The following is a 23,691-nucleotide window of genomic DNA, read 5'->3' as shown; positions in this document are numbered from 1 at the left end:
CAGATTAGCAATTCCCGTAATGCGTTCTCCAGCGGACATTCGCAACAGCGTCTCGCAAAGTGTAAGCAAACGTTTGAAAGTTCCTGTTTGCTTGCACAAAGCCGGTGTAACTCTTCCACAAAACGCAATCTGGCCCTTATTATTGTGCAATCCACCACAGACTCAGCCTTGAATCACACCGGGATTTCCGTAAAACTGATAGGGTGTAAGCGTTTACCCACCGAATCTTCTTTAAGGCATATTATGGCGACAATTAAAGATGTGGCCCGGATGGCAGGCGTCTCTGTCGCCACCGTGTCCCGCGTCATCAACAACTCCCCTAAAGCCAGCGATGCCTCGCGTCAGGCCGTTCAATCCGCCATGGAGACGCTCAACTATCACCCGAACGCCAACGCGCGCGCGCTGGCGCAGCAGTCGACGGAGACCGTCGGCCTGGTCGTCGGCGACGTCTCCGATCCGTTCTTTGGCGCCATGGTGAAAGCCGTGGAACAGGTTGCCTATCACACCGGTAATTTCCTGCTGATTGGTAACGGCTACCACAATGAAATGAAAGAACGCCAGGCCATTGAGCAGCTGATTCGCCACCGCTGCGCTGCGCTAGTGGTGCACGCGAAGCTGATCCCCGATGCTGAACTGGCGGAACTCATGAAACAGATTCCCGGCATGGTGCTGATCAACCGCATTCTGCCCGGTTTTGAAAAACGCTGCGTGGCGCTGGACGACCGCTACGGCGCGTGGCTGGCCACCCGCCACCTCATTCAGCAGGGCCATACGCGAATTGGCTATATCTGTTCCAACCACGCCATTTCCGATGCGGAAGACCGCCTGCAGGGTTATTACGATGCGCTGAAAGAACACGGTCTGCCGTGCAACGACCGGCTGGTGACCTTCGCCGAGCCGGACGAAAGCGGCGGCGAGCAGGCGATGACCGAGCTGCTGGGTCGCGGTAAGCAGTTCACCGCCGTGGCCTGCTATAACGACTCCATGGCCGCAGGCGCGATGGGCGTACTAAACGATAACGGCATCGAGGTGCCGCAGGCGATTTCGCTGATTGGTTTCGATGACGTGCTGGTGTCGCGCTACGTGCGCCCGCGGCTGACAACCATCCGTTATCCCATCGTCACCATGGCGACCCAGGCCGCCGAGCTGGCGCTGGCGCTGGCAGAGAAGAAACCGCTGCCGGATATTACCCATCTGTTCAGCCCGACGCTGGTGCGCCGTCACTCGGTGATTGCGCCACCGGAAGAGCTTAAAGCGTAACGATAGAGATGCACGGCGGTGTCCGGGTAATCCAGGCCATCGCCGATATACTGCCAGCCAAAACGTTCGTAAAAATCCCGGCAGGCGGAATAGAGATACAGCTCGTCAAATCCCTGCTGCGCGGCATAGTCGATGACGTGCTGTTGCAACTGCCCGGCCAGGCCGCGCCCGCGCGCTTCTGGCGCAACGTACAGCGCCGCCATCCACGGCCACAGATCCTGACGGCTAATGAGATCGCAGCGCCATAGCCCCACGGTACCGATGAGCCGATCGTCTTCGACGGCAATGAACGTGAGCGGCAGCGCATTCGGCCGCTGGCTACGCTCGACGATGCTGGCAAAAAACGCGCGCGGCAGGCCGTCGCCGCCGAAGGCCTGCCACAGCCAGTCGGTCACCGCTTCGGCATACTGCGGCCTGGCGTAAAGCGGTAAAATCGTCACATCAGTTTTCCCTGAAAAATAGGCACTGATTCAAACAGATAACCGTCAAAGTCCGGCGCGTCCTCGTCAGACAGCTCCATCAGGCTATTTTTGACGTTCTCAAGATGCTGCCACATCGCCTGCCACGCCCCCATCACATCGCGGCGGCGCAGCGCGGCCAGAATCGTTTGCCGATCGCCCAGCCACTTCAAGCGATAGGTACGGCTGGCAATGTGCGCGTTAAACTGCTGCCATAGCGGGCTGCTGTCCATTTGCAGCCATACCCGCTCAATGGTCGCCAGCAGCATCTGGTTTTGCGTCGCACCGGCTAGCACCAGGTGGAACAGTCGACTGTTATCCTGGCTGGTGTCGTTTAGCGCAATCGCCCGCTGTTCTTGTTCAATTATCTGCTTAAGGTTGTCGATATCTGCGCGGGTCGCCATTTTTGCGGCAAAGGCGGCAATATTGCTTTCCAGCAGTTGGCGCGCCTGGAGGATCTCAAACGGCCCCACGTCGCTACTCAGCATCTGCTCTTCCTCACCGTCGTCTTCGTGCGGAATGCGCATCACGTACACGCCGGAGCCCTGGCGAATATCCACCGTCCCCTGTAATTCCAGCATCAGCAGCGCCTCGCGCACAATGGTGCGGCTGACGCCGTAGGTTTCGGCAATATTGCGTTCAGGCGGCAGGCGCGAGCCAACGGCATAGCGGCCCTGCATAATCTGCGCACGCAAATCGTCGCCAATCTCCTGGTAGGGTTTCTTTTCCGGCGGCACGGTAGCCTTCTCCACAATATCACCTGTACGTTATGCCAACACCGGCGCTATCTTAGCAAAAATTAACGCCATTCATCATCGATATCCATCGTTAACACGCGGCTATCGCGCAGTTGACGAAACCAACTGGCCGAGGCTTTTGGCCGCCGCGCGCGGTCGGCGTCAAGATCGATTTCAATCAGGCCGTAGCGATTCTTAAAGGCGTTCATTGGCGAAACGTTGTCGGTGAACGCCCACAGCATATAGCCGTGGCAGTTGGCGCCGTCTTCACGCGCGCGCAGCGTTTGCCACAGATGATCGCGAATAAACCGGATCCGGTAGTCGTCGGCAATCACGCCGTCGGCGTTACGGAACTGAGCCTCATTTTCCACGCCCATGCCGCTTTCAGCGACAAACCACGGAATATTGCGATAGTCGCTTTTGATGCGCATCGCCATGTCATAAACAATCTGCGGATAAATTTCCCAGCCGCGCGAGGGGTTCATCTTTCTGCCCGGCAGGTCGAATGGCTCGTAATACCAGGCCGGATGGAACGGCGTATCGGGATGCCAGGCGCGAGATGGGGCTTTGACCCGATGCGGGTAATAGAGGTTAATGCCCAGCTCATCAACGGTATTGTCACGGATCATCGCCAGCTCTTCGACACTGTAATCCCAGTTTACGCCGTGTTTTTCCAACAGCGCGAACAGCTCTACCGGGTAAACGCCGTGCACCAGCGGATCGAGAAACACCCGATTGTAGAACAGGTCGTACACCTCGGCCGCACGCCTATCGTGGGCCGCGCTGGAGCGTGGATAGGTGACCTCCGGATTAAGAATGCAGCCAACCGTTCCCCGATAGCCTTTCTCACGGAACAGCTGCACCACTTTCGCCGTCGCCAGCACCTTATGGTGGTTCCACTGCATCCATTTGCCGGTGTTCTGCTCATACGGCCAGCGCAGCGCGTCCAGGTAGACGCGGGTCTGCACCACAATCGGCTCGTTAAAGGTGAACCAGCGCGCCACCTTATGGTGGTAGCGGGCGAACACCTGCTCAACGTAGCGCACGTACAGTTCGACTACCTTTTTCGCGCCCCAGCCGCCGTACTGCTCCAACAGGTATCCCGGCAGCTCGTAGTGCTCAAGGCAGATCATCGGTTCGATGCCGTTGGCCAGCAGTTCGTCAAATAGCTGGTCGTAATAGGCGGCATACTCTTCGTCTACCGTGACGGCCTCGTAGTCGGTCAAAAAACGCGACCAGTTGATCGAGGTGCGATAATGGGTGAGCCCCGCCAGCTTCATCAATTGGACATCTTCACGAAAGCGGTTGATAAAGTCAGTGGCGATTGCCGGACCATAGCCGTTGTGCCAGACATGGCGATCGTTCTTGTACCAGAGATCGGGCCAGGAATCCTGCCCCGCTTTCTTTCCACTCCAGCCTTCCGTCTGCCAGGCCGAAGCCGCGGCCCCGAGGATAAAATCATCGGGGATAGTCATCCGTTGTGTACTCATAGCGTCCTCAAAGGTTATCGGTAGCGGGCGTTTTGGTCGCCTGGCGCTCGGAGAGCTCTGCGCGGCGGGAAGCAATCTTGACGAACGGCAGGTAAATCAGCACCGCCACCACAATGCAAATAAGCTGGGTGACCACCGCGCCCATCGAACCGGCGGTAGAAAGCCAGGCGTTAATCAGCGGCGGCGTCGTCCAGGGCACCATCACCACCGCCTTCCCGGCAAACCCGGTGACGGTAGCGAAGTAGCCGATGCTGCCGGTGACCAGCGGCGTAATGATGAACGGAATCGCCAGGATCGGGTTCAGCATGATCGGCATACCGAAGATCACCGGCTCGTTGATGTTAAAGATCCCCGGGCCGATCGACAGCTTGGCGATCTCTTTCATCTCTTTGCGCTTGGTGGCAATCATCACCGCGATCAGCAGGCCGATCGTCAGCCCCGATCCGCCAATGCTCATATACACATCCCAGAACGGCATGGTGATGATATTCGGCACCTCTTTACCCTGCTCAAAGGCGCTCATATTGACGGTAATCGCCCCCAGCAGCAGCGGTTCGCGGATGGGCTTAATCATCTGGTTGCCGTGAATGCCAATCACCCAGAAAATCTGCGCAACGAACATCAGCAGCAGAATCCCCGGCAGGCTCTGCATCACCCGCTCCAGCGGCTGCTGTACCACTTGATAGACCGCGTCGTACAGATACATCCCGGTGAGTTGATGGAAGATAAACCCGAAGGTGGCGATCGCCGTGACGGTAATGATCGCCGGGATCAGCGCGGAAAACGAGGCGGCGACGTTCGGCGGCACGGTGTCCGGCATTTTGATCTTCAGCCCGTTGCGCGTTTCCAGCCAGCAGTAGATCTCGACCGACAGAATGGCGATAAACATGCCAAGGAACAGGCTACGGGTATCGGAGAACTGACGCAGCAGCACATCCTTGACCTCATGCATCTGGCCATCGACCATCATCTGTACGGTTGTCGGCGTGACGCAGATAAAGCAAATGACCGCCAGCAGGCCGGGAAACAGCGTCTTGATGCCGTTAATACGCCCCAGTTCGATACCTATCAGAAACACCGCGCCAATGTTGAGGAAGTTCAGCGTGGCGTAGTTGATAGCGCCGGTAATCGGCTTGAGCGCCGCCAGAAACGACAGCGACTGGAAGCTGGCGAGGCCGTTTTTAGGATCCAGCACCATGTTGGAGATCAGTACGGAGAAAGCGCCGACGATGATCACCGGCATCAGCGTAATAAAAGCGTGTTTGATCGCCATAATATAGCGATAGCTGTTGAATTTCGTGGCGAAACTCCCCAGCGAATCAATCAATTTTTCCTGCAATGCCATAGAAAGTACCTCAAGTTTAAGGGCTTTATCGCGCATCCGGTGTACAGCCAAACACCTTTTGGTATACCAAAAATAATCACCCTTGCTAAAAAGTTCTGTGATTGAGCTCGCAACCTCCATTTTGGTATTCCAAAACAAAAAATGTAGGGTTATTGGTATGCCGCATGTGGCCGGCGCATTTTTTGCCACGAATAACTACAAAAGCGTGATCGCGATGGGTTTTTTAGCCGCAGCGGAGTTCATATCACCGATGAATGTCTGTGATAAACTGCGTGCCATCACGGAGTTTCAGGGATTAACAATGGCAACAATGCTGGATGTCTCAATACGCGCGGGCGTGTCGAAAGCAACGGTCTCCCGCGTACTGAACGGTACGGGTCAGGTCAAAGAGAGCACGCGTAAGCAGGTGTTTAAAGCAATGGAGGAGCTAGGCTACCGGCCTAACTTTCTGGCGCGCTCGCTGGCCAACCGCACCAGCAACAGCATTGGCCTGGTGGTTTCAACCTTCGATGGCTTCTACTTTGGCCGCCTGCTACAGCAGGCGTCTCGCCAGACCGAGGCCTGGGGCAAGCAGCTGATCGTCACCGACGGCCACGATACGCCGGAGCGCGAAGAACAGGCGGTCCAGATGCTGGCCGATCGCCAGTGCGACGCCATCGTGCTCTATACCCGTCATATGAGCGAAAAAGCCATTATGGCTCTGGTGAACAGTACCCCGATGCCGCTCGTCGTGATTAACCGTGACGTAAGCCAGGCGCGCGACCGCTGCGTCTTCTTCGAACAGCAGGACGCCGCGTTTCAGGCGGTCGAGTATCTGATTTCCCAGGGGCACCGTGACATCGCCTGCATTACCGTACCGATTCACACCCCGACGGGCAAAGCGCGTTTGCAGGGCTACCGTCGCGCGCTGGAACAAAACGGTATCAAATGGGATCCGGCAAAGGTGAAGCACGGTGATTCCACCATGAACTGCGGCTATGACATGTGCAACGCGCTGCTGAATGAGAAAGTCACGTTTAGCGCCCTGTTCGCCTGTAACGACGATATGGCGCTGGGCGCATCGAAAGCGCTGCATCAGGCGGGGCTGCGGATCCCGCAGGATATTTCATTATTTGGTTTTGATGATGCCCCTAGCGCCAAATGGCTGGAGCCGGGGCTGTCGACGGTCTATCTGCCGATCGACAATATGATCGTCACCGCCATCGACCAGGCAATTAAGCTGGCCGCTGGCGAAGAGATTGAAACCATTCCACCGTTTACCGGCACGCTGGTATTGCGTGATTCCGTCACCACCGGGCCCTATTTTAAGTAACCCGCCGAAACGAATGTACCGGTTCAGCGCAAGCGCCTGTAGGCCTGATAAGCGCAGCGCCATCAGGCATCCTGATGCACATTGCCGGATGGCGGCACAAGCGCCTTATCCGGCCTACAGGGCCATGGCGCCATCGGACGTCTTTCTCTGACTCAAATCAATTCCAGCGCCAGCAGTTCTTCTATCGTCTGTCGACGACGAATCAGCCGCGCCACGCCGTTATCAAACAGCACTTCCGGCAGCAGCGGACGGCTGTTGTAGTTTGACGACATTGACGCACCGTACGCGCCGGTATCATGCAGCACCAGGTAATCACCCGGAACCACCGCTGGCAGCAAACGGGTTTCGACTTTGCCACCTTCCTGCTGGGTAAAGACATCGCCGGATTCACACAGCGGCCCGGCCACAACGGTTTCGATCTGCGCGGCCCGCTCCAGCGAGCGTCCGTCGCCCGCCAGCGCTGAAATATGGTGATAGCTGCCGTACATTGCCGGACGCATAAGATCGTTAAAGCCCGCATCGATCAGCACGAAATGACGGCTGCCCATCGCTTTGACGCTGCGCACCTGTGCCACCAGCACGCCAGACTCGGCCACCAGGAAACGCCCCGGCTCAATCTCAAGCGCGACTGGGTGCCCCAGATGCTGTGCGATCTGCTGGCGCGCCGCGTTCCACAGACCAAAGTAATGATCGGTATTGATCGCCTCTTCCCCTTCACGATACGGGATAGACAGCCCGCCGCCCGCGGAGATCGCTTCAAGATCCTGACCAAATTCAATAACCTGACGCACCATCGCGCCGCAAACCTGCTCGAGGTGGCCGTAGTCTACGCCGGAGCCAATGTGCATATGAATGCCCACCAGCTTCAGCTGATAACGCTGAATAACCGCCAGCGCAGCAGGCAGGTCGCTATACCAGATACCGTGCTTGCTGTTTTCACCACCGGTGTTGGTTTTCTGGCTATGGCCGTGGCCAAAGCCCGGGTTAACGCGCAGCCATACGCGATGGCCCGGGGAAACGCCGCCCAGCTGCTCCAGCATATCCACCGATCCGGCGTTCACCGGAATGTGCAGCTCGCGCACACGGTCGAGCGTCGCCTCGTCAATCATGTCGGCGGTGAAGACAATGTCATCACGCCCTTCCCCCGGCACAAAGCCCGCCGCCAGCGCGCGCTCAATCTCGCCGAGTGACACGGAGTCCACCTTCACGCCCTGTTCGCGCATCAGGCGCAGAATGTGAATGTTTGAACATGCCTTCTGGGCAAAACGCACCACGTCAAACTGGTTGAGTTTGGCAATCTGCGTGCGAATGATTTGCGCATCGTAAACCCACACCGGACAGCCGAATTCGGCAGGCAGGCGCAGCAGGTTATCAGCGGTCAGGTCGGTGTCAGTGTTGTTGAGCGGGCGTGGCATAGCAAACTCCGGTATGGGTCTTTTTCATGATTACGCCACAGCCCGAAGAGAATAAAAAATATCGTTTTATCGCGAGTCTATGCAAAAATGATATGGACTATTGCCTGTGAGGATCGCCGATGCCCGCCGTAAACCTACGCCACATTGAAATTTTTCACGCCATCATGACGGCGGGGAATCTAACGGAAGCTGCGCGAATGCTACACACCTCTCAGCCAACGGTCAGCCGTGAACTGGCGCGCTTTGAACAGGTTCTCGGCCTGAAGCTGTTTGAACGCAGCCGCGGGCGCCTGCACCCTACGGTACAGGGGCTGCGGTTATTTGAAGAGGTCCAGCGCTCCTGGTACGGGCTGGACCGCATCGTCAGCGCCGCCGAGAGTCTGCGCGAATTTCGCCAGGGCGAGCTGTCGATTGTCTGCCTGCCGGTTTTCTCACAATCTTTTTTACCGCTGCTGCTGCAGCCGTTCCTGGCGCGCTATCCGCAGGTCAATATTCAGATCGTGCCCCAGGAGTCGCCGCTGCTGGAAGAGTGGCTGTCAGCGCAGCGCCACGACCTCGGTCTGACCGAGACGCTGCATACGCCAGCCGGCACCGAACGTACGCCGCTGCTGACGCTCAATGAAGTGTGCGTCCTGCCGCAAGGGCATGCGCTGGCGGCCAAAACGGTGTTGACGCCCGCAGATTTCCAGGGCGAGAACTACATCAGCCTGTCGCGCACCGACAGCTATCGCCAGCTGCTGGATGCCCTGTTTAATGAACATCAGGTGAAGCGACGTATGGTTGTCGAGACTCACAGCGCCGCATCGATTTGCGCGATGGTCAGAGCGGGCGTGGGGATTTCGGTGGTTAACCCGCTGACGGCGCTGGATTACGCCAACAGCGGCGTGGCGATTCGCCGTTTTAGCGTCGACGTACCGTTCACGGTCAGTCTGATTCGCCCGCTGCATCGCCCGGCATCAGCGCTGCTGGATACCTTTACCGCGCATCTTCAGGCCCATCTCTCGCGCATTACCGACCCGCTGGAGTCGGTGCTTAGCGAGACTAAGACAGCATAAACGCCACCGCATCTTGCGCATGGATCGCCGCCGTATCAAATACCGGCAGCGGGCTGAGCTCTGCGGGCACCAGCAGACCAATTTCGGTACAGCCGAAGATAACGCCTTCCGCGCCCTGCTTTGCCAGCGCGTCAATCACGCCGAGGTAATAGTCGCGCGATGTCGCGCTGAATTCTCCCAGGCACAGCTCGTCAAAAATAATCTGGTTAATTTTCTGCCTTTCATCCGCCTGCGGTATCAGCGTGCTGATGCCAAACGCCTGCTGCAAACGTCCGCGGTAAAAATCCTGCTCCATGGTGTAGCGCGTGCCCAACAGCGCAACGCGGCGCATCTGTCGTTGCTGAATGGCACGGCCCGTGGCATCCGCGATATGCAGGAAAGGTACATCGCAGGCGGTTTCAATCGCTTCAGCCACCTTATGCATCGTGTTCGTACACAGGACGATGCCTTCCGCTCCCGCCTGCTGGAGGCCGATCGCCGCCTGCGCGAGGATGTCGCCCGCGCGCTGCCAGTCGCCCTGTGACTGACAGCGTTCTATGTCGTGAAAATCTACGCTGTGCAGCAAAATCTGCGCCGAATGCAGGCCGCCAAGACGCTGCTTTACGCCTTCATTAATCAGGCGGTAGTAGGGAATCGTAGACTCCCAGCTCATGCCGCCCAACAGACCGATCGTTTTCATAGTGATTCCTTGTTCGTTACCGTCGCTCCAGTGAAGCAAAGTTGTGATCAACTTTCCACATCTGCGGCTCGCGTTTTCTTTTTGATCGTTTCTGATATAAATTTAATGAAACACCGTTTCAACATACAACAGGACTGCCGGATGTTTATTTTTCATAAAGAAACCACTCTTGAAGATCTGGGCAATGGAGTTACCCGCCGCATTCTCGCACACGATGGCAAGATGATGGCGGTTGAGGTGAACTTCGAACAGGGCGCTATCGGCCCGATGCACAACCACCCGCACGAGCAGCTAACCTACGTACTGTCCGGCGAGTTTGAGTTCACCATCGGCGACGAAAAACACGTCGTGGCCGCCGGCGATACGCTGTACAAACAGCCGAACATTATGCACGGCTGCGTGTGCCTGAAAGCCGGGACCCTGCTCGATACATTCACCCCTATGCGTCAGGATTTCCTGAAAGCATAATCCCCTGCACCTCGGCCGCTTTTTCTGACAAAAAGCGGCTGTTGTTGCCATCATGTTCTTTTCTCATCACTGAAGCCTCAGCCGAAAAATTCACCCTTTCATATGAGATCTAACGTCGATTTTCATCACAGCCCTCTGTAATTAAATCACGCTATTCTGGCAAGTCACTGCCGTACCAGCATATTTAATAAAAGGGACTGTTATGAAATTGCTAACGCTTGATGAGCTACATCCAGCGGACGTACTGCTTTTCTCTGCCGAAAAGAAAAGTTTTATTTCCTGGGCAATGACCTTTCTGACGGGCGCACCGGTGAGCCATACAGCGCTGTATTACGACACGCTGCCGCCCACCATTATTGAAAAAATGCCGCCGCAGGTGGCCACTACCCCTGCAGCACCTCGCTTTAGCGGGCGCACCGTTCATGTCTATCGCCATACCGGCCAAGGAGTGCTGACTCCGGTGATTGATGCCGCGCGTCAGTACCTGAATAATCAGGAACCCTATGATCATGCCGGGTTGTATATGGTTGGCCTGTTACTGATGTATAAAAAATTCTCGATTACCCGCGCCAGGCAGCAGGTCGTGATTCGGATTTTGCAAAAGCTGACCGCCACCCTCACCCGCTTTATTCAACAACATCAGACTCCACACCAACACCCGATGGTCTGTTCACAGTTTGTTGCCCAGTGTTTTGACGATGCCGGCAGCACCTTTCGTCTGCAGTTCCGCCATGCTACGCAGGTCGATTCGGCGATTGGCGAAACGCTGCTTGATAAAGCCATAGAGTGGACAGCGCAGCGCCGGCGCGCCGTGGGTGCATATGATCTGACAGAAGAAGTAGAAAAGGCCAGCGATGAAGCACTGTGCGAAGCACTACACAATGCGTTTATGGAAAACGTGTCACGGCCAACACCACCGATGACCGACGCGTTAGCCGAATCCATTTACCACTTTGCGCAAGCGCATGCGGCGTTATTAAACCTCGATACGACGGCTAAGAAATATCATCCGCTTACAGCCCTGAGGGCGCATAACAATATGTTTATCGCTCCTGGCGATCTGATGCGGAGCTGCAATAATTTAATGCCAATGGGCATTGTGATGATTTAGCGATCATCATCACAAAAACCTCATTATATAAATTTCCACCGCTTACCCAAGATAAAGCCTCATCGGGTTTACTGAGGTTTTATTTTTAATTAACCAACACATTAGTTAGCGAATTAATGATTAAATCAGTAAATTATATCGTTTATTCCAATCTAAATACCCCCTGTCAACTTCCATACCAGAAGCCCCTAACGGTGCCGCCTGAGCGGTAAAAACGCCATCGCCGTCACTATAATGAAACATCGTTTCGACTCCGATCACATTTTCATGATTAATCGAATGACGTGGAAACAAATCGCAATAAAATAAATTTAAAACGGTGTTTTATAAAATGATTGTCGCAAAGCATGAGATTTTAAAACGCAACAACACCGACCAAAGGATTACGTTAAATTTTATTGAATTACATTCACTTACAGGGAAAGGCTGCATGACTGACACCAAGTTAACGCTTTAAACGCTCTGGCGCCAGAAGGCGCGAGGGATGTAACCAACACCCAATCCGTTTGACACACTTGTTCGCCAGGTAGGTATGTATGAATGAAAACAGAATGCTGGGTTTGGCCTGGATTTCACCCTATATAATCGGGTTGATAATCTTCACGGCCTTCCCGTTCGTTTCATCTTTCTTCCTCAGTTTTACTGAGTATGACTTGATGAGTCCACCGGTGTTTAATGGCATCGAAAACTATCGCTACATGTTTACCGAAGATACCCTCTTCTGGAAATCCATGGGCGTGACCTTTGCCTACGTATTTTTGACCATCCCTTTAAAACTCGCTTTTGCTTTAGGGATTGCGTTTGTTCTTAACTTTAAATTACGCGGTATCGGCTTCTTCCGTACGGCTTACTATATTCCGTCCATCCTCGGTAGCTCCGTGGCTATCGCCGTTCTGTGGCGCGCCCTGTTCGCCATCGACGGCCTGCTGAACAGCTTTATCGGCGTTCTCGGTTTCGATCCGGTCAACTGGCTGGGCGAGCCGTCTCTGGCGCTGATGTCCGTTACCCTGCTGCGCGTATGGCAGTTCGGCTCTGCGATGGTTATCTTCCTGGCCGCGCTGCAAAACGTTCCACAGTCTCAGTACGAAGCGGCGATGATCGACGGCGCCTCTAAATGGCAGATGTTCATGAAAGTGACCGTGCCACTGATTACGCCGGTTATCTTCTTCAACTTCATCATGCAGACCACCCAGGCATTCCAGGAGTTCACCGGTCCGTACGTCATCACCGGCGGTGGCCCAACCTACTCAACGTACCTGTTCTCGCTGTACATCTACGACACGGCGTTCAAGTACTTCGATATGGGTTATGGCGCTGCGCTGGCATGGGTACTGTTCCTGGTCGTTGCGGTCTTCGCCGGCATCGCCTTTAAGTCTTCAAAATACTGGGTGTTCTACTCCGCCGATAAGGGAGGCAAAAATGGCTGATATCCAACAAATCTCCGACGCTCAAAGCATCGCTGAACGTGAGGTTGCCCGCACCCTTCGTCGTGAGAAGATCAACGCATGGGTTCGCTATACCATCCTGCTGATCGTCGGTTTGTTAATGCTTTACCCGCTGGCGTGGATGTTCTCGGCGTCGTTCAAACCGAACCACGAGATCTTCACCACCCTGAGCCTGTGGCCAGCACACGCGACCTGGGACGGCTTTATTAACGGCTGGAAAACCGGTACCGAGTACACCTTCGGTCATTACATGCTGAACACCTTCAAGTATGTCATTCCTAAGGTGATCCTGACCATTATCTCCTCCACCATCGTGGCGTACGGCTTTGCCCGCTTCGAGATTCCGTGGAAGAAATTCTGGTTCGCCACGCTCATCACCACCATGCTGCTGCCGAGCACCGTACTGCTGATTCCTCAGTACCTGATGTTCCGCGAAATGGGCATGCTGAACAGCTACATGCCGCTGTACCTGCCGCTGGCCTTCGCCACGCAAGGGTTCTTCGTCTTCATGCTGATTCAGTTCCTGCGCGGCGTACCGCGTGACATGGAAGAAGCAGCGCAGATTGACGGCTGTAACTCCATCCAGGTGCTGTGGTATGTGGTCGTACCGATTCTGAAGCCGGCGATTATCTCCGTCGCCCTGTTCCAGTTCATGTGGTCCATGAACGACTTTATCGGCCCGCTGATCTACGTCTACAGCGTTGATAAGTACCCGATTGCACTGGCACTGAAAATGTCCATCGACGTCACTGAAGGGGCGCCGTGGAACGAAATTCTGGCAATGGCGAGCATCTCCATTCTGCCATCCATCATTGTGTTCTTCCTGGCACAGCGCTACTTCGTACAGGGCGTGACCAGCAGCGGAATTAAAGGTTAAGAGGGATATATCATGGCTGAAGTTATTTTCAACAAACTGGAAAAAGTGTACTCCAACGGCTTCAAAGCGGTACATGGTATCGACCTGAAAATCGCAGAAGGTGAGTTTATGGTTATCGTCGGTCCGTCCGGCTGCGCCAAATCCACCACCCTGCGTATGCTGGCAGGACTTGAAACCATCAGCGGCGGCGAAGTCCGCATCGGCGAAAAAATCGTCAACAACCTCGCGCCGAAAGAGCGCGGGATTGCGATGGTGTTCCAGAACTATGCGCTGTACCCGCACATGACCGTGCGTGAAAACCTGGCGTTCGGCCTGAAGCTGAGCAAAATGCCTAAAGATCAGATCGACGCCCAGGTCAATGAAGCGGCGAAAATCCTCGAGCTGGAAGAGCTGCTGGACCGTCTGCCGCGTCAGCTCTCCGGTGGTCAGGCACAGCGTGTGGCCGTAGGCCGCGCGATTGTGAAAAAGCCGGACGTGTTCCTGTTCGATGAACCGCTGTCTAACCTTGACGCTAAGCTGCGTGCATCAATGCGTATCCGTATTTCCGACCTGCACAAGCAGCTGAAGAAATCCGGCAAGCCAGCGACCACCGTTTACGTTACCCACGATCAGACCGAAGCGATGACCATGGGCGACCGTATCTGCGTGATGAAGCTGGGCCACATCATGCAGGTCGATACCCCGGACAACCTGTACCACAAGCCGAAGAACATGTTCGTTGCTGGCTTTATCGGCGCGCCGGAAATGAACATTCGTTCCTGCAAACTGGTGAATAAAGAAGGCCGCCTGAACCTGAGCATCGGCGACGAGTTCATGCCGCTGAGCGAAGATCTGCACCAGAAATTGAGCGGCCACGATAACGAAGAAGTGTTCTACGGCATTCGCCCGGAGTTCGTTTCCCTTTCCGATGAGCCGTTCGCTGAAGGCGGCTGCAGCGGTGAGATGGTTCGCGTCGAAAACATGGGTCACGAGTTCTTCGTTTACCTGAAAGTCGCGAACTACGAGCTGACGGCACGCATCCCTTCAGATGAGGCTAAGCCAATGATTGATAAGGGGCTTCATCGTAAGGTGTACTTTAAGTTTGACATGAACAAATGTCATATCTTTGACGCTAAAACTGAACAGAACCTCTCTCTCTAATCTGGAGTATTACAATGAAAAAAGTGCTTTTAAGCGCAGCAATCTCCGCTACCCTGGGCCTCACGGCCCTCCCTTCTATGGCAAAGGATGTCGACCTTCGCATGTCCTGGTGGGGCGGTAACGGCCGCCACCAGGTCACCCTGAAGGCGCTGGAAGAGTTCCATAAGCAGAACCCGGACATTAACGTCAAAGCAGAATACACCGGTTGGGACGGCCACTTATCCCGTCTGACCACCCAGATCGCAGGCGGCACCGAGCCTGACGTCATGCAGACTAACTGGAACTGGCTGCCGATTTTCTCTAAAACCGGCGACGGCTTCTACGACCTGAACAAAATGAAGGATGTCATCGACTTAAGCCAGTTCGATGCCAAAGAGCTGCAGTCCACCACGGTGAACGGCAAGCTGAACGGGATCCCAATCTCCGTGACCGCGCGCGTGTTCTACTTCAACGATGAAACCTGGAAGCAAGCGGGCGTTGAATACCCGAAAACCTGGGATGATTTGATGGCGGCGGGCAAAACCTTCGAGAGCAAACTGGGTAAACAGTACTATCCAGTGGTTCTTGAGCACCAGGATACTCTGGCGCTGCTGAACTCGTACATGACGCAGAAATACAATATTCCAGCCATCGACCAGGAAGCGAAGAAATTCTCCTACAGCAAAGAGCAGTGGGTTGAATTCTTCCAGATGTACAAAAAACTGGTCGACAGCCACGTGATGCCGGACACCAAATACTATGCGTCATTTGGTAAGAGCAACATGTACGAAATGAAGCCGTGGATCCAGGGCGAATGGGGCGGTACTTACATGTGGAACTCCACCATTAACAAGTACTCCGATAACCTGAAGCCGCCAGCCAAGCTGGAACTGGGTAGCTACCCAATGCTGCCAGGCGCCACCGACGCGGGTCTGTTCTTCAAACCAGCGCAGATGCTGTCTATCGGCAAATCCACCAAGAACCCAGAAGCGGCAGCGAAAGTGATCAACTTCCTGCTGAACAGCAAAGAAGGCGTGGATACGCTGGGCCTGGAGCGCGGCGTGCCGCTGAGCAAGGTTGCGGTGAAATACCTGACCGAAGACGGCATTCTGAAAGAAGACGATCCGTCAGTATCCGGCCTGCGTCTGGCGCAGTCTCTGCCGGCTAAACTGAGCGTGTCTCCGTACTTTGACGATCCGCAGATCGTGGCGCAGTTCGGTACCACGCTGCAGTACATCGACTACGGCCAGAAAACCGTTGAAGAAGCCGCGGCCGACTTCCAGCGTCAGGGTGAACGTATCCTGAGACGCGCCATGCGTTAATTGCTGTTAATGCGTTAATACCCTGCAACTTCCGGTTGCGGGGTATTTTTTTATTCAAGGAGAAAGGACATGAAAGGCAAAATCATCCCGCTGAATTTCCGTCACCAGAAGGACAGCGAAACCGGTCACGAAGTGATCCGGATGACGCCACCGCATATCATTTGCCATCGTAACTACTTCTACCAAAAATGCTTCACCCGCGACGGCGGCAAGCTGATTTTTGGCGGTGCGTTCGAGGGGCACTGGAACTACTACTTGCTGGATATTGCCGCGCAACAGGCAACCCAACTGACCGACGGCGCCGGGGATAACACCTTCGGTGGTTTTCTTTCCGATGACGACCAATCGCTGTGGTATGTAAAAGATACGCGCCAGCTTAGACGCGTCGATCTGACCACGCTGGAAGAGTACGTGGTCTACGAGGTGGATGACGAGTGGGTTGCCTACGGCACCTGGGTAGCAAACTCAGACTGCACAAAGCTGGTTGGCATTGAGATTAAAAAAAGCGACTGGCAGCCGCTGACCGACTGGTCGAAATTCCGCGCGTTCTACTTTACCAACCCGGAATGCCGCTTAATCAATATCGATCTAAAAACCGGCGAGCAGCGCACCATTTTGCAGGAAAAACGCTGGCTGGGGCACCCGATCTACCGCCCGTTTGACGACGCGACGGTGGCGTTTTGCCATGAAGGTCCGCGTGATGCGATCGACGCGCGTATCTGGCTGGTGAACGAAGACGGCAGCAACGTTCGCTGCGTGCGTCAGCAGCAGCCGGGAGAAAGCTTTACCCATGAATTCTGGGTTCCGGACGGTTCGGCGCTGTATTATGTCGCCCATCAGGAGAATAACCCGCACCGCTATCTCTACAGCGCCGATCCCGCAACGCTGGAAAACCGCCAGTTGATGGAGATCCCGCCCTGCTCTCACCTGATGAGCAACCACGATGGCTCGCTGATTGTAGGCGACGGCGCACCGCATAACACCGGTGATATTAGCCTGAACGATCCGTTTATCTGGGTGTTCGATCTGCAAACCGGCGGCAAGAAAGCCATTTGCCAACACAACAGCAGCTGGAAAGTGCTGGACGGCGACCGCCAGGTGACGCACCCGCATCCGTCGTTCTCACCGGACGGTAAGTGGGTGCTGTATACGTCCGACGCGGAGGGGATGCCGGCGCTGTATTTAGCGAAGGTATAAAAAAAGCCGGGTGGCGGCTACGCCTTACCCGGCCTACGTTTGGCGCTACCTTGTAGGCCCGGTAAGCGTAGCGCCACCGGGCATTCCATCAGACGCCGATATTGCGCAATTTCTCGCCTTTCATCAGCTTGCGTTCAATGTGCTCCAGCGTAACCCCTTTGGTTTCCGGAATCAGCCAGAACGTCACGCCGATAAAGGCGATATTCAGCGCGGTGTACAGCCAGAACGTCCCTGCCGCACCAATCGAATCCAGCAGCGTCAGGAAGGTCGCGCCGATAATCATATTCGATACCCAGTTCGTCGTGGTTGAACAGGTGATACCAAAGTCGCGACATTTCAGCGGCTGAATTTCGGAACACAGGATCCACACCACCGGCGCAGCGCTCATCGCATAGCCTGCAATGCACATCATGGTCATGCCCACCGACAGCCAGGACAGCCCGCTTGAGGCGGTGCCGTTATCAAACTGCATCAGGCAGTAGCCCAGCACCAGCGTACCGAGCGCCATCACGGTAAAGCCGATTTTCAGCGCCGGTTTACGCCCCGCTTTGTCCACGGTAAACACGGCAATAAAGGTGGCGAACATGAAGGTCAGCCCAACCACCAGCGTGGCAATCATCTGCTGTTCGGTGGTGGTGAAGCCCGCCATTTTAAAAATACGCGGCGCGTAGTACATGATGATATTCATGCCGGTGAATTGCTGCATCGCCTGCAGCAGCATGCCAAGAAATACGGCGCGGCGGACGTTGCGATTGATCTTAAACAGCGCCCAGCCGCCCTGCTTCAGCTTCAGGCTTTCACGAATTTCGTTCAGCTCATCGCGCGCTTTCTCAGAGGTGTCGCGCAGCATCCGCAGTACCTCTTCGGCCTCAATATGGCGGCCCTTTTCCGCCAGCCAGCGCGGGCTGTTAGGCAGGAAGACAACCAATACAATCAGGACAACCGCCGGTAGCGCCAGCACGGCAAGCATCGCACGCCAGTTGCCGCTGTAGCTGAACGCGGTATCGGACAGGAACGCCATCACGATCCCCAGCGTCACCATCAACTGGTACATACTGATCATCTTACCGCGAACGTGCTCGCTGGCCATTTCCGACAGATACAGCGGCGCGGTGTAGGAAGCGATCCCCACGGCCACGCCGAGAACCACCCTGGCAACCAGCAACATTTCCACATTGACGGCAAAACCCGATCCCAGCGACCCCGCCACAAAAAGCACGGCCCCCACCATCAGGCTGTATTTCCGTCCCAGGCGGAAAGAGAGCCAGCCGTTAAACAGGGCACCAATTGCTGCGCCCAGCATCATGCTGCTGACCACCCATTCCTGCAGACGATTAGACAAGACGAAGTGGTCGGTAATAAAGGGCAGCGCACCCGCAATCACCCCGATATCCAATCCAAAGAGCAGCCCGGCCACCGCGGCGGCGAATGAGACAAACCAATTCATGCGCCGGGTATCACGCTGTGCGCTCGGCATTACCGTAGAGTCGTTACTGATTGAAGTCATTTTTTTCCTGCCAGACAGAGTAAGACATACGCATAAAGTACGGGGAGGACGCGTAACGTTGTCAGGTAAGAAAGGTCAAGGATATGGACTATATTGCTGGGTAGAGTGATTTTGTGATGGATATTTGACTTTCAATGATGCGCGACATTTGTTACATCACCTCTGCGCGTCAATAAAATTAGCCTTTATCAGATATGACAATCTGGGCAGCATGGATAATTCATGCATTTCGATATGGATAAATACAATACTACGCGGGAGGCCTTCCGCCGCCGTGCGGGAATAAAAAAACCTGCCGTAGCAGGTTTTTTTATCGCGAGCGAACGCTTAGCGCGCCAGCCAGCCGCCGTCTACCGCAACGGTATAGCCGTTGATGTAGTCAGATGCCGGAGAAGCCAGGAAGACGATCGGCCCCATCAGGTCGCTCGGCAGACCCCAACGCCCCGCCGGGATACGGTCAAGGATTGCAGCGCTACGCTCTTCGTCAGCACGCAGCTGCTGGGTGTTGTTGGTCGCCATATAGCCCGGAGCAATCGCGTTGACGTTGATGCCGTGCTTCGCCCACTCGTTCGCCATCAGGCGGGTTACGCCCATTACGCCGCTTTTAGACGCGGTGTAAGACGGAACGCGGATGCCGCCCTGGAAGGAGAGCATGGAAGCGATGTTGATGATTTTGCCGCCTTTGCCCTGCGCGATGAAGTGCTTCGCCGCAGCCTGGGACATGAAGAACACGCTCTTGATGTTCAGGTTCATGACGTCGTCCCAGTCTTTTTCACTGAAGTCGATCGCATCTTCACGGCGAATCAGACCCGCGTTGTTAACCAGAATATCGATATGGCCGAATTCAGCTACCGCGCGCTCCAGCAGTGCCGGGATGCCGTCAATCTGACGCAGGTCAGCGGTCAGGCTCAGGAAGCGACGGCCCAGCGCGGTAACGCGCTCGATGGTTTCAGTCGGCTCAACGATGTTGATACCCACGATATCGCAGCCCGCTTCCGCCAGACCCAGCGCCATACCTTGACCCAGACCCGTATCACAACCGGTGACAACGGCAACTTTGCCCTGCAGAGAGAATGAATCCAAAATCATTTTTTTATTCCTTGTCATTAGCGCCTGTACCGGACAGGCATTGTTAATCTATACACATCGTCATTCGGCGCTTGATGTCGACCGAAAGGTTCTGTGTACAATGCTGTCCGCGACTAGCGCAGATCCTTAACGGCCACGTGATCCATGTCATCAAAGACCTGGTTCTCGCCCACCATCCCCCAGATGAAGGTATACGCCTTAGTACCTACGCCCGAGTGGATTGACCAGCTCGGTGAGATCACCGCCTGTTCGTTATGCATCACAATGTGACGCGTTTCCTGTGGCTGCCCCATCATGTGGAATACGCAGCTGTCTTCATCCATGTTGAAATAGAAATAGACTTCCATGCGGCGCTCGTGAGTATGGCACGGCATGGTGTTCCACAGGTTGCCCGGCGCCAGTTCGGTCAGCCCCATGCTGAGCTGACAGGTTTCCAGCACGTCCGGAACAAAGTATTTGTTGATGGTACGACGGTTGCTGGTGAGGTTATCGCCCAGCGTGACCGGCGCAACGTCGGCCGGAGTGACTTTTTTCGTCGGGTACGTGGTGTGTGCTGGCGCACAGTTGTAGTAAAACTTAGCCGGTTTCGCCGCGTCGACGCTGGCGAACACCACTTCTTTTGCCCCTTTACCCACGTAAAGCGCGTCGCGATGACCTATCTCGAAGCACTGGCCGTCAACGGTAATCGTGCCCGCGCCGCCAATGTTAATGACGCCCAGCTCGCGGCGTTCCAGGAAGTAGCTCACGCCGAGCTGCTTACCCACTTCACCACCGACGGATACGGTTTTCGCTACCGGCATGATGCCGCCAACGATAATGCGATCGATGTGGCTGTACACCATGGTGTATTCATCAGCGACAAATACCTGCTCAACTAAAAACTCTTCGCGAAGACCCTGCGTATCCAGCGTTTTAGCATGAGCGCTATGAATGCTCTGTCGTACTTCCACCTGAACCTCCAGGAAAATGTGGTGTGATGCTCTTTATAAGAACGAAACTTCGTTCCGCTTTGTTAATGCTCGTATCTTATCTCTGATGAAATGGGTTTTCAATTGCAAATAAAACATCGTTTCATTTTTTCTGTGAATTAATATCAAAAATGCAAATGAGATCACGAATACGCCATGCAGCGGCATGCAGGAAAAATAAAAAACAATATTATTCATTTAGTTACATGTTTCTTTGAAAAATACTCTCTATGGAGTAAAGGAGGGTGCAAAAACAAAGATGCGCTTGACTGGGGGGCAAAAGCCTTACCAAAAAAGTCGCAGAAATGATGATTTTTCGTATAAACTGCGTCTGACATCACAAACATTGAAACGGTGTTTTGATAAATTAACACCTAATTTTTAAAATGACATCCATATCGGCTAGCGGGGTTGATAGCACCTCGTGACCGCATCAGTAAAAGGAGAGCATCATGGCTAAAGGCATGCGGGTAAAATTGAATTATGAGGTCAGCCGCGACCCGGACACCGGCGCGGAAATCACCCGCTTAACACCACCAGAAGTCACCTGTCATCGTAACTACTTCTATCAAAAGTGCTTCTTTAATGATGGCAGCCATCTGCTGTTTGCTGGTGAGTTCGACGGCCATTGGAACTACTACCTGCTGGATGTGGCGAACGCCGAAGCCGTACAGCTGACCGAAGGCGCAGGCGATAACACCTTCGGCGGCTTCCTGTCTCCGGATGACCAGTCCCTTTATTATGTGAAGAACGACCGCACGCTGCTGGAAGTGAATCTGAAAACGCTGGTCGAGCGCGAAGTGTACCGCGTGCCGGAAGAGTGGGTAGGTTACGGCACCTGGGTCTCTAACAGCGATTGCACCAAACTGGTCGGCATTGAAATCGCGAAAAGCGACTGGACGCCGCTGAACGACTGGCAGCTGTTCCACGATTTCTTCCACAAAGGCCCGCACTGCCGTCTGCTGCGCGTCGATCTGCAAACCGGCGAAAGCGCGGTGATCCACGAAGAGAAAAACTGGCTTGGCCACCCGATTTACCGCCCGTTTGACGACAATACCGTCGCGTTCTGCCACGAAGGTCCGCACGATCTGGTTGATGCACGTATGTGGCTGGTTAATGAAGACGGCAGCAACGTGCGTAAAGTGAAAGAGCATGCGGAAGGCGAAAGCTGCACGCACGAGTTCTGGGTACCCAACGGTTCGGCACTGGTTTACGTCTCCTACCTGAAAGGCAAGCAGGGTCGTACCATTTACCGCTTCAACCCGGATACCAACGTAAACGAAGCGCTGATGCAGATGCCGGCCTGCTCGCACCTGATGAGCAACTTCGACGGCACCATGCTGGTCGGCGATGGCTCCGGTACCCCGGTCGACGTTAAGGACACCAGCGGCTACACCATCGACAACGATCCGTATCTGTATGGCTTTGATGTCGCGAAAAAAGCCTACTTCCCGATTGCGCGCCACGACACCTCGTGGGCAACGGTACAAAACAGTCGTCAGGTGACTCACCCGCATCCGTCCTTTACCCCGGACGACAGCGCGGTGCTGTTCAGCTCTGACAAAGACGGCAAACCGGCGCTGTATATCGCCAAACTGCCGACCGAACGTAAGTTAGTACAAGCTTAAAATTCTGAGTTTAGTGTTTCTGTAACTGGCCTTGCCCTCCTTCTGGAGGGCCTTTTTTTGCCTGTCATATTATGCCCGATAAGCGAAGCGCCATCGGGCAAGACATTACGCGCACAATACTGGCGCACGGACACGAAAAACGAAAACCCCCGGCCAAATGCTCCGGGGGGAAAACGGATGAGGGTCCGATTTTGTTAATGTCAGAAGGAGTACGCTACCCCAACGCGCAGACGGGTCTGGCGTTCATCGGTAGATTTGACGCCCACGTTCCCCACTTCAAAATACGGTGACCAGTTTTTATCCCACTTGTAGGCCATCTTGGCGTTGTATTCGTTGCTGTATGGTTTGTTATTGTTGCGGTACAGGCTCTTATGCTGAGCATCAGCCTCAGTACTGCGCGCATAAACGTAGTTCAGCTCGACGCGCCAGTCACCCATCGCCCAACCCACCCAGGTATCGAGTTTGTTGACTTTATCATCCACGCCGCCGTTGCTTGACGTTGCCGGAACGCGCGTATATTCGTAGCGGTAACGCGCAGCGACATAGAAACCGCTGTCGAAGCTGTACTGCGCATGCAGATAAGGTTTGTAGATAGAGAAGCTATCTTTACTTTCGATGTTAAAGCCCGGGTTCAGGGCAAAATTATTGGTCACTTTCCAGCGCCAGTTAATGGACTCTTCGTGACCATTACCCACGATTTCGTTGAACGGGCGGTCCTGTTTATCAGTATCACCACCGGTCTTCCACTTCGCTTCAACACCAAAACCAAGACCGTTATCAAAACGATGAGATACCGCAACGCGGTCGGCGTTGGAACCGCTGTCAATATATTCATGACGCAGGTCAACGGTGACCGCCGATGCGGCGAAAGACATACCGGATAATACAGCCAGGGCCAGAGTTTTCTTAAGCATTTGCCATCCCTCAATTGAAATTATGTTTCTTTTTTATGGAATTGGATTTTATTTTTTCCAAATATCTATTTTAGTGATCAAGATCGTAATTATTTGTTTCAGAAAAACTGGCACAAAGAGGACGTGATAAAGCTCAATAAAAAACCTACATAACCCTTAAAAAATAAAACTTAGATCACAAAGATTTATTTAAACTGAATTAAATTTTCAATATTTTACTTAAATAACAGATAGTTATCACAAAACTAATAACGTGAGTTATTTTTAGCAGGCGAAATATTCAATTTTCTACTTA

General features: G+C 54.4%; 21 protein-coding genes. 11 read left to right on the top strand and 10 right to left on the bottom strand.

What is annotated here, in order from left to right; translation table 11 throughout:
* Window positions 1-243: 243 nt before the first annotated feature.
* Window positions 244-1,260 carry an HTH-type transcriptional regulator GalR gene (gene galR, locus H7R56_RS04870; RefSeq protein ID WP_106925906.1) on the top strand — a complete coding sequence of 339 codons (1,017 nt, stop codon included), beginning with the start codon at window positions 244-246 and terminating at the stop codon, window positions 1,258-1,260.
* Here the strand turns inward: galR and H7R56_RS04865 are convergent.
* The 4 genes from H7R56_RS04865 to H7R56_RS04850 are packed head-to-tail and all read right to left on the bottom strand — an operon-like array spanning window position 1,221 to window position 5,290.
* Entirely contained in the window at window positions 1,221-1,700 is a 480-nt protein-coding gene (locus H7R56_RS04865; RefSeq protein WP_106925904.1) for a GNAT family N-acetyltransferase, read from the bottom strand. The genes galR and H7R56_RS04865 overlap by 40 nt on opposite strands.
* Window positions 1,697-2,470, bottom strand: coding sequence for a GntR family transcriptional regulator (locus tag H7R56_RS04860; protein WP_106925902.1), 774 nt, complete (start codon window positions 2,468-2,470; stop codon window positions 1,697-1,699). The genes H7R56_RS04865 and H7R56_RS04860 overlap by 4 nt, the downstream gene beginning before the upstream one ends.
* Before the next feature lie 47 nt (window positions 2,471-2,517).
* The gene (locus H7R56_RS04855) at window positions 2,518-3,945 is read right to left on the bottom strand and encodes a glycoside hydrolase family 1 protein (RefSeq protein WP_106925900.1); all 1,428 of its coding nucleotides are present in this window, start codon (window positions 3,943-3,945) and stop codon (window positions 2,518-2,520) included.
* A gap of 7 nt (window positions 3,946-3,952) precedes the next feature.
* Window positions 3,953-5,290 carry a PTS sugar transporter subunit IIC gene (locus H7R56_RS04850; RefSeq protein ID WP_106926115.1) on the bottom strand — a complete coding sequence of 446 codons (1,338 nt, stop codon included), beginning with the start codon at window positions 5,288-5,290 and terminating at the stop codon, window positions 3,953-3,955.
* A gap of 310 nt (window positions 5,291-5,600) precedes the next feature.
* Between H7R56_RS04850 and H7R56_RS04845 the strand changes: the two genes are divergently transcribed.
* Window positions 5,601-6,602 carry a LacI family DNA-binding transcriptional regulator gene (locus H7R56_RS04845; protein ID WP_182928677.1) on the top strand — a complete coding sequence of 334 codons (1,002 nt, stop codon included), beginning with the start codon at window positions 5,601-5,603 and terminating at the stop codon, window positions 6,600-6,602.
* A gap of 152 nt (window positions 6,603-6,754) precedes the next feature.
* Here H7R56_RS04845 and lysA read toward each other — a convergent pair whose 3' ends face one another.
* Window positions 6,755-8,017, bottom strand: coding sequence for a diaminopimelate decarboxylase (gene lysA, locus H7R56_RS04840; protein ID WP_106925898.1), 1,263 nt, complete (start codon window positions 8,015-8,017; stop codon window positions 6,755-6,757).
* 119 nt (window positions 8,018-8,136) lie between these two features.
* Between lysA and H7R56_RS04835 the strand changes: the two genes are divergently transcribed.
* Complete coding sequence (locus tag H7R56_RS04835) at window positions 8,137-9,072, top strand: LysR family transcriptional regulator (RefSeq protein WP_106925896.1); 936 nt, start codon at window positions 8,137-8,139, stop codon at window positions 9,070-9,072.
* Here the strand turns inward: H7R56_RS04835 and H7R56_RS04830 are convergent.
* Window positions 9,059-9,751: an aspartate/glutamate racemase gene (locus tag H7R56_RS04830; RefSeq protein WP_106925894.1), complete on the bottom strand. Its 693-nt coding sequence runs from the start codon at window positions 9,749-9,751 to the stop codon at window positions 9,059-9,061. The genes H7R56_RS04835 and H7R56_RS04830 overlap by 14 nt on opposite strands.
* 141 nt (window positions 9,752-9,892) lie before the next feature.
* On the opposite strand from H7R56_RS04830, the gene H7R56_RS04825 reads away from it, so the two are divergent.
* The 7 genes from H7R56_RS04825 to H7R56_RS04795 all read left to right on the top strand — a co-directional run bounded on the left by H7R56_RS04825 (window position 9,893) and on the right by H7R56_RS04795 (window position 17,290).
* Window positions 9,893-10,219 carry a cupin domain-containing protein gene (locus H7R56_RS04825; protein ID WP_106925892.1) on the top strand — a complete coding sequence of 109 codons (327 nt, stop codon included), beginning with the start codon at window positions 9,893-9,895 and terminating at the stop codon, window positions 10,217-10,219.
* Window positions 10,220-10,421: 202 nt separating this feature from the next.
* Complete coding sequence (locus H7R56_RS04820) at window positions 10,422-11,330, top strand: hypothetical protein (protein ID WP_106925890.1); 909 nt, start codon at window positions 10,422-10,424, stop codon at window positions 11,328-11,330.
* Window positions 11,331-11,866: 536 nt separating this feature from the next.
* Window positions 11,867-12,757: a carbohydrate ABC transporter permease gene (locus tag H7R56_RS04815; RefSeq protein WP_035893990.1), complete on the top strand. Its 891-nt coding sequence runs from the start codon at window positions 11,867-11,869 to the stop codon at window positions 12,755-12,757.
* Window positions 12,750-13,652: a carbohydrate ABC transporter permease gene (locus H7R56_RS04810; protein ID WP_106925888.1), complete on the top strand. Its 903-nt coding sequence runs from the start codon at window positions 12,750-12,752 to the stop codon at window positions 13,650-13,652. The genes H7R56_RS04815 and H7R56_RS04810 overlap by 8 nt, the downstream gene beginning before the upstream one ends.
* A gap of 12 nt (window positions 13,653-13,664) precedes the next feature.
* Window positions 13,665-14,792, top strand: a complete 1,128-nt coding sequence (locus H7R56_RS04805; RefSeq protein ID WP_106925887.1) for an ABC transporter ATP-binding protein — start codon at window positions 13,665-13,667, stop codon at window positions 14,790-14,792.
* A 14-nt stretch (window positions 14,793-14,806) separates the two neighbouring features.
* A complete protein-coding gene (locus tag H7R56_RS04800; RefSeq protein WP_106925885.1) occupies window positions 14,807-16,093 on the top strand; it encodes an ABC transporter substrate-binding protein in 1,287 nt (428 codons plus the stop codon).
* Between the two features lie 69 nt (window positions 16,094-16,162).
* Window positions 16,163-17,290, top strand: coding sequence for an oligogalacturonate lyase family protein (locus H7R56_RS04795; RefSeq protein WP_106925883.1), 1,128 nt, complete (start codon window positions 16,163-16,165; stop codon window positions 17,288-17,290).
* Window positions 17,291-17,378: 88 nt separating this feature from the next.
* Here H7R56_RS04795 and H7R56_RS04790 read toward each other — a convergent pair whose 3' ends face one another.
* The 3 genes from H7R56_RS04790 to kduI all read right to left on the bottom strand — a co-directional run bounded on the left by H7R56_RS04790 (window position 17,379) and on the right by kduI (window position 20,836).
* On the bottom strand, window positions 17,379-18,797 hold the full coding sequence (locus H7R56_RS04790; protein ID WP_106925881.1) for an arabinose-proton symporter AraE: 1,419 nt from the start codon (window positions 18,795-18,797) through the stop codon (window positions 17,379-17,381).
* 327 nt (window positions 18,798-19,124) lie between these two features.
* Window positions 19,125-19,886, bottom strand: a complete 762-nt coding sequence (kduD, locus tag H7R56_RS04785) for a 2-dehydro-3-deoxy-D-gluconate 5-dehydrogenase KduD (RefSeq protein WP_052282041.1) — start codon at window positions 19,884-19,886, stop codon at window positions 19,125-19,127.
* A gap of 113 nt (window positions 19,887-19,999) precedes the next feature.
* Window positions 20,000-20,836 carry a 5-dehydro-4-deoxy-D-glucuronate isomerase gene (gene kduI, locus H7R56_RS04780; RefSeq protein ID WP_106925879.1) on the bottom strand — a complete coding sequence of 279 codons (837 nt, stop codon included), beginning with the start codon at window positions 20,834-20,836 and terminating at the stop codon, window positions 20,000-20,002.
* Between the two features lie 470 nt (window positions 20,837-21,306).
* On the opposite strand from kduI, the gene H7R56_RS04775 reads away from it, so the two are divergent.
* Complete coding sequence (locus H7R56_RS04775) at window positions 21,307-22,482, top strand: oligogalacturonate lyase family protein (protein ID WP_106925877.1); 1,176 nt, start codon at window positions 21,307-21,309, stop codon at window positions 22,480-22,482.
* Between the two features lie 200 nt (window positions 22,483-22,682).
* Here the strand turns inward: H7R56_RS04775 and H7R56_RS04770 are convergent, their stop codons facing one another.
* Window positions 22,683-23,396 carry an oligogalacturonate-specific porin KdgM family protein gene (locus H7R56_RS04770; RefSeq protein ID WP_106925875.1) on the bottom strand — a complete coding sequence of 238 codons (714 nt, stop codon included), beginning with the start codon at window positions 23,394-23,396 and terminating at the stop codon, window positions 22,683-22,685.
* Between the last annotated feature and the right edge of the window lie 295 nt (window positions 23,397-23,691).

Source organism: Klebsiella sp. WP3-W18-ESBL-02 (genome assembly GCF_014168815.1).
In the GTDB taxonomy this organism is placed as follows: Bacteria; Pseudomonadota; Gammaproteobacteria; order Enterobacterales; family Enterobacteriaceae; genus Kluyvera; species Kluyvera ascorbata_B.
This window is presented reverse-complemented; position numbering and strand designations above follow the sequence as displayed.